The organism is Sporosarcina sp. E16_8 (genome assembly GCF_017347095.1).
Lineage (GTDB): Bacteria > Bacillota > Bacilli > Bacillales_A > Planococcaceae > Sporosarcina.
This window is the reverse complement of record NZ_JADPRZ010000090.1, coordinates 1-5,253: the sequence shown is the minus strand read 5'-3', so window position 1 is coordinate 5,253 and position 5,253 is coordinate 1. Positions and strand designations below refer to the sequence as shown.

The 5,253-nt window shown below is 44.8% G+C and carries 6 protein-coding genes; 1 reads left to right on the top strand and 5 read right to left on the bottom strand.

Going from position 1 to position 5,253, the window contains the following annotated elements:
* A partial coding sequence (locus tag I2484_RS20620) for an exosporium glycoprotein BclB-related protein (protein WP_275956891.1) occupies positions 1-691 on the top strand: 691 nt, incomplete at its 5' end.
* Positions 692-926: 235 nt separating this feature from the next.
* Here the strand turns inward: I2484_RS20620 and ilvA are convergent.
* From ilvA to I2484_RS20595, 5 genes are all read right to left on the bottom strand, one after another.
* Complete coding sequence (gene ilvA, locus I2484_RS20615; protein ID WP_207152931.1) at positions 927-1,940, bottom strand: threonine ammonia-lyase; 1,014 nt, start codon at positions 1,938-1,940, stop codon at positions 927-929.
* Positions 1,941-2,531: a 3-isopropylmalate dehydratase small subunit gene (gene leuD / locus I2484_RS20610; RefSeq protein ID WP_207152930.1), complete on the bottom strand. Its 591-nt coding sequence runs from the start codon at positions 2,529-2,531 to the stop codon at positions 1,941-1,943.
* Between the two features lie 19 nt (positions 2,532-2,550).
* Positions 2,551-3,960 carry a 3-isopropylmalate dehydratase large subunit gene (gene leuC / locus I2484_RS20605; RefSeq protein WP_207152929.1) on the bottom strand — a complete coding sequence of 470 codons (1,410 nt, stop codon included), beginning with the start codon at positions 3,958-3,960 and terminating at the stop codon, positions 2,551-2,553.
* Positions 3,961-3,994: 34 nt separating this feature from the next.
* Entirely contained in the window at positions 3,995-5,095 is a 1,101-nt protein-coding gene (gene leuB, locus I2484_RS20600; protein ID WP_207152928.1) for a 3-isopropylmalate dehydrogenase, read from the bottom strand.
* The coding region (locus tag I2484_RS20595) for a hypothetical protein (protein ID WP_207152927.1) at positions 5,064-5,253 on the bottom strand (190 nt) is incomplete at its 5' end. The genes leuB and I2484_RS20595, both read right to left, overlap by 32 nt.

Below are 5,253 nucleotides of genomic sequence, written 5' to 3'. Positions count from 1 at the left end.
CGGTGCGACTGGTGCTGATGGTGCTACCGGTGCTGATGGTGCTACTGGCGCTGATGGTGCGACTGGTGCTGATGGTGCGACTGGTGCTACCGGTGCTGATGGCGCTACTGGCGCAACTGGAGCTGGTGCTACTGGTGCGACTGGTGCTACTGGTGCTGATGGCGCTACTGGCGCAACTGGAGCTGGTGCTTTTATTCCTTTTGCATCAGGTATTCCAGCTGTCTTGACCACTGTCTTGGGTGGATTAGTTGGTACTACAAGTTTAATAGGATTCGGAGGTTCTATAGCGGGTGTTTCTCTTTTGGGTACTGATATCTCCACAGCGTTACTCCCGCTTGAATACTCTTTCACAGTACCTCAAGCTGGTACTATCACGGCAATGTCAGCCACATTCAAGAATACATTGGCATTGACACTTATTGGTTCAACTATTACAATTACTGCGCAAGTATATCGTGCTGCAGCAGGTAGCAACCTTTTTAGCCCTACAGCTGCTGTTTTAACTCTAGCTCCATCATTATCGGGTATAATCGCTATTGGTAATCTGAGTTTTGCTTCATCTAGCTCAATTTCAGTTCCAGTAGCACAAGGTGACCGCCTTTTGATGGTGTTCTCGTCAAGCGCTACCGGTCTTTCACTATTAAACACTGTAATAGGTGGTGCAAGTGCAGGTTTGACAATCAGTTTATAATAACTCGTTGCAAGAGGATCAGTTCAAATGAAATAGCATAGAACTGCCGAAAGACAAAAAATTACCCCTTTCATTTTACAACAATGAAAGGGGCTTTTTAATTGGATTGTTCCGCGTCTGTTGATTAACCATTTACTTACTTACAAAAAAACTGATGTGAAGGGATTGAAAACCTCCATATTCACTGGTATTTCACCGATCAGCCTTTGGCAAAATCATCACGACAGATTTGATATTAAAAATTAAGCACAGAATCATTACATGCCGCTATACAATTCCCTAGCTTCCCAACATCAAAATTCCCGCCTGAGACAATCACACCGACTCGGTTAGATGAAACAGGTAATTTCTTATTCAGAACAGCAGCAATCGCTGCAGCTGCAGCCCCTTCAACAAGCAACTTCTCACGTTCTAGCATGAAAAGAATAGCTGATGAAATTTCCTGTTCAGTCACTGTAATCATATCGTCTACATAATTGTGAATGATATCCATCGTTACTTTACCAGGTTCTCTGACGCAAATCCCTTCTGCAATTGTCGGTAAAAAATGTGTAGGATTACTTTTTCTACCGTGAAAAGCCGAAGCAATTGCAGGTGCATTTGCGGCCTGGACGCCAATCACCTTAACCGAAGGCCGTATTGTCTTCACAGCAAGTGCAGTCCCTGCGAGTAGACCTCCACCGCCTGCCGGTACAATAATCGTGTCTAAATCAGGTTGCTGTTGCAACATTTCCATTGCAACAGTTGCCTGGCCCTCGATAATTGTGATGTCGTCGAAAGGATGGATAAACGTCGCACCTGTTGCCAGTTGCTCCGTACGCGCTGCTTTATATGCCTCATCAAAACTTTTCCCAACAAGCTTAACAGTCGCCCCGTATTTCCGGGTAGCGGCCACTTTTGCAGCTGGAGTCGTTTCAGGCATGAATATTGTAACCTTGGCGCCGACTTTCCGTCCTGCCATTGCAACACCTTGTGCATGATTTCCTGCGGAAGCCGCAAGTAAACCTTTTGCACATTCTGCTGCTGTCAGTTGAGAAATTTTGTTGAACGCGCCGCGTACTTTAAATGACCCTGTCTTCTGTAAGTTTTCAAGTTTCAAATACACTTCAGATTGTGTCCAATCATTCAATGTCTCCGATTGTTTAATAGGCGTGCGGTGAACAATTTCAGTTAAACGTTCAAATGCTTCGAATAAGCGCGCTGTTTCATACAAATTCCCAATTACACCATCTCCCCTTTTAGTCGGCATTTACGTGTGCTGATGTTGTTTTTCATAGTTGGCAATTTGTTCTTCATATTGGAAAGTCAAGGATATTTCATCCCAGCCATTTAACAACATTTCTTTATAGTACGGATCAATTTCAAACGAATAGGACTTGCCATCCTGCCCCGTCACCGTCTGTTCAACTAGATTAACTTCAACTGTATAAGGATCTTTTTGACCGTTTGCCAACAACTCTTCTACTTCCGACATTGTTAATTTAATCGGAAGCAAACCATTTTTCATGCAGTTATTATAGAAGATATCCGCATAGCTTGGCGCGATGACGACATTGAATCCATAGTCTAAAATCGACCACGGTGCATGTTCACGAGAGGAGCCGCACCCAAAATTTTCTTGAGCAACGAGGATTTTAGATCCTTTGAACCGCTCATCATTCAAAACGAAATCTTGAACTTCGCTTCCATCGGCATTATGTCGCCAGTGATAAAACAAATATTTCCCGAACCCTGTACGCTCAATTCGTTTCAAGAACTCTTTCGAAATAATCTGGTCGGTATCGACGTTTTTACGGTCAAGCGGTGTTATTACACTAACGACTTCGTTAATCGGTTCCATCTAATCATCCTTTCCTCACTTATGAATGAACAGCTTCCAATTCGCGGACATCTACAAAATGGCCTGCAATTGCTGAAGCGGCTGCCATGGCCGGACTGACAAGATGTGTACGTGCCCCCGCCCCTTGTCGTCCTTCGAAATTCCGGTTCGATGTTGAAGCGCACCGTTCACCTGCTGGAACGACATCATCATTCATCGCAAGGCACATGCTGCAACCCGATTCCCGCCACTCGAATCCAGCCTCAAGGAATACTGAATCTAACCCCTCATCCTCCGCCTGTTTTTTAACAGTGCGTGAACCAGGTACGACAATTGCCGTGACGGAAGGATGGACTTTCTTCCCTGCAATAACTTTCGCCGCTGCACGTAAATCACTTAATCTTGCATTTGTGCACGAACCAATGAAGACATGCTGGATATCAATCGACTTCAGCGGAGCCCCTTCTTCAAGCCCCATATACGCCAGTGCTTGTTTCAGTGCATCTTTATCTGATTCTGATTCAAAATCCTTTGCATAAGGAACACTAGCTGAAATTCCAGATCCCATTGAAGGGTTGGTACCCCATGTCACGAACGGTTCGATTTCGTCCGTATTCATTTCAAGCATCGTATCATAAGTCGCGTCCTTATCTGACGCAAGGGATAGCCAATGTGCCGCTGCCTTTTCAAATTCTTGACCTTCAGGAACATATCTACGGCCTTTCAAGTAAGCGACAGTCGTTGCATCTGGGCTGATCAAACCAGCTTTTGCCCCTGCTTCAATCGACATATTACAAACGGTCATCCGTTCTTCCATCGTCAAATTACGGATTGCTTCACCCGTAAATTCAACAATATGCCCCGTACCCATATCAATTCCAAATTTAGCGATAATCGCTAAAATAACATCTTTTGCGGTAACACCGAACCCAAGTTTCCCGTTAATACGGATTTCCATTGTTTTCGGTTTTGATTGCCATAATGTTTGCGTCGAAAGGACATGCTCGACTTCGCTCGTACCGATGCCAAATGCAATTGCTCCGAAAGCGCCATGTGTAGAAGTATGGCTATCGCCGCAGACAATTGTTTTACCTGGCTGCGTCAGTCCAAGTTCCGGCCCGATTATATGAACAATTCCTTGATCTGGATGGTCCATATTTGCAAGCGGGACGCCAAATTCATCACAATTTGTTTGCAATGTGTTGATTTGTTTCCGCGCAATCGGATCTTTAATCTCATCCCGGTTTCGTGTTGGAACATTATGATCCATCGTCGCAAAGCAGAGATCGGGTCTGCGCACAGTACGATTCGCTAATCTGAGTCCCTCAAACGCCTGCGGAGAAGTCACTTCATGCAATAAATGAAGGTCTATATAGAGTAAATCCGGCTTCCCCTGTTCTTCGTAGACGATATGCTGATTCCAAATTTTCTCGATGATATTTTTCGCCATATGGCAGCCCTTCCTCTCTTATCAATGAATGAAATTAAACGTATGAAAACATAATGCTATTCGAGACGAATTGTGTATCAAGTTCGTCAATGACTTTGTCCGTCCATTCTTTTGTCGATAAAACCCGTTTACCCGGTTCTACAAGATCTGCTGTGAAGAAACCGTCTTCGAACACTGTGTTAACTGCTTCTTCAATCGCTGATGCTTCCGTATCTAGGTTAAATGAATACTTCAACATCATCGCAACCGATAGTATCGCCGCAGCTGGATTCGCCAAACCAAGTCCTGCAATTTCAGGTGCCGAACCGTGGACAGGCTCGTATAATCCGAAACCGTCTGAACGGATACTAGCTGATGGAAGTACACCAAGTGATCCTGTAATGACAGATGCTTCATCACTTAAAATGTCCCCAAACATATTTTCAGTCACAACAACGTCAAAGGCCGCTGGGTTCGTAATTAGTTTCATAGCAGTAGAATCGACTAACATATGCTCTACTTCAATATCGGGATAAGCTTTCTTTTTCTCTTCAACAACTTCACGCCATAACTTACTTGTTTCGAGTACGTTCGCTTTATCAACAGAAGCTACTTTCCCTCTGCGCAAGCGGGCAATTTCAAATGCTGTGACAACGATACGTTCAATTTCTTCACGTGTATAAACCAGTGAATCCACTGCAGCATCTGCAGTCCGCCGACTTGGTTCGCCGAAATATAGACCACCTGTCAGTTCCCGTACGATCATCATATCTACATCTTTTGCCACTTCTGGTTTTAGAGGAGATGCATGGAGTAAAGATGGCACAGCTTTCACAGGCCGAAGATTAGCAAACAAGTCGAAATGTTTCCGAATCGCAAGCAGTCCTTTTTCCGGTCGTAATGCTGAAGGATTTTGGTCCCATTTCGGACCACCTACTGCGCCAAGAAGTACCGCGTCACTCGCTTCACAAAGTGCTACTGTTTCATCCGGTAGCGGATTTTGATGTTTATCAATTGCAGCGCCGCCAATTACTCCGTACGTTACATGGAAGGTGTGGCTAAAACGTCTTGCAATTACTTCAAGCACCTTCACTGCTGCTTCAGTCACTTCTGGACCGATTCCATCACCTGGTAATACTGCAACTTTCTTCTCCATAGAACTTCTCCTCCTTATTGTTATTAATTCTATTGAAAAGCGCAAGGCGCCGTCCAGCCCCGACAGGCATAAGTAAAAAAGTAGGCAGTCTAAGTGCGCGACGTCCTGTCGCAACGACTGCATACCTGCATCCTTGCAGGCACGAGGAGGCGTACTTC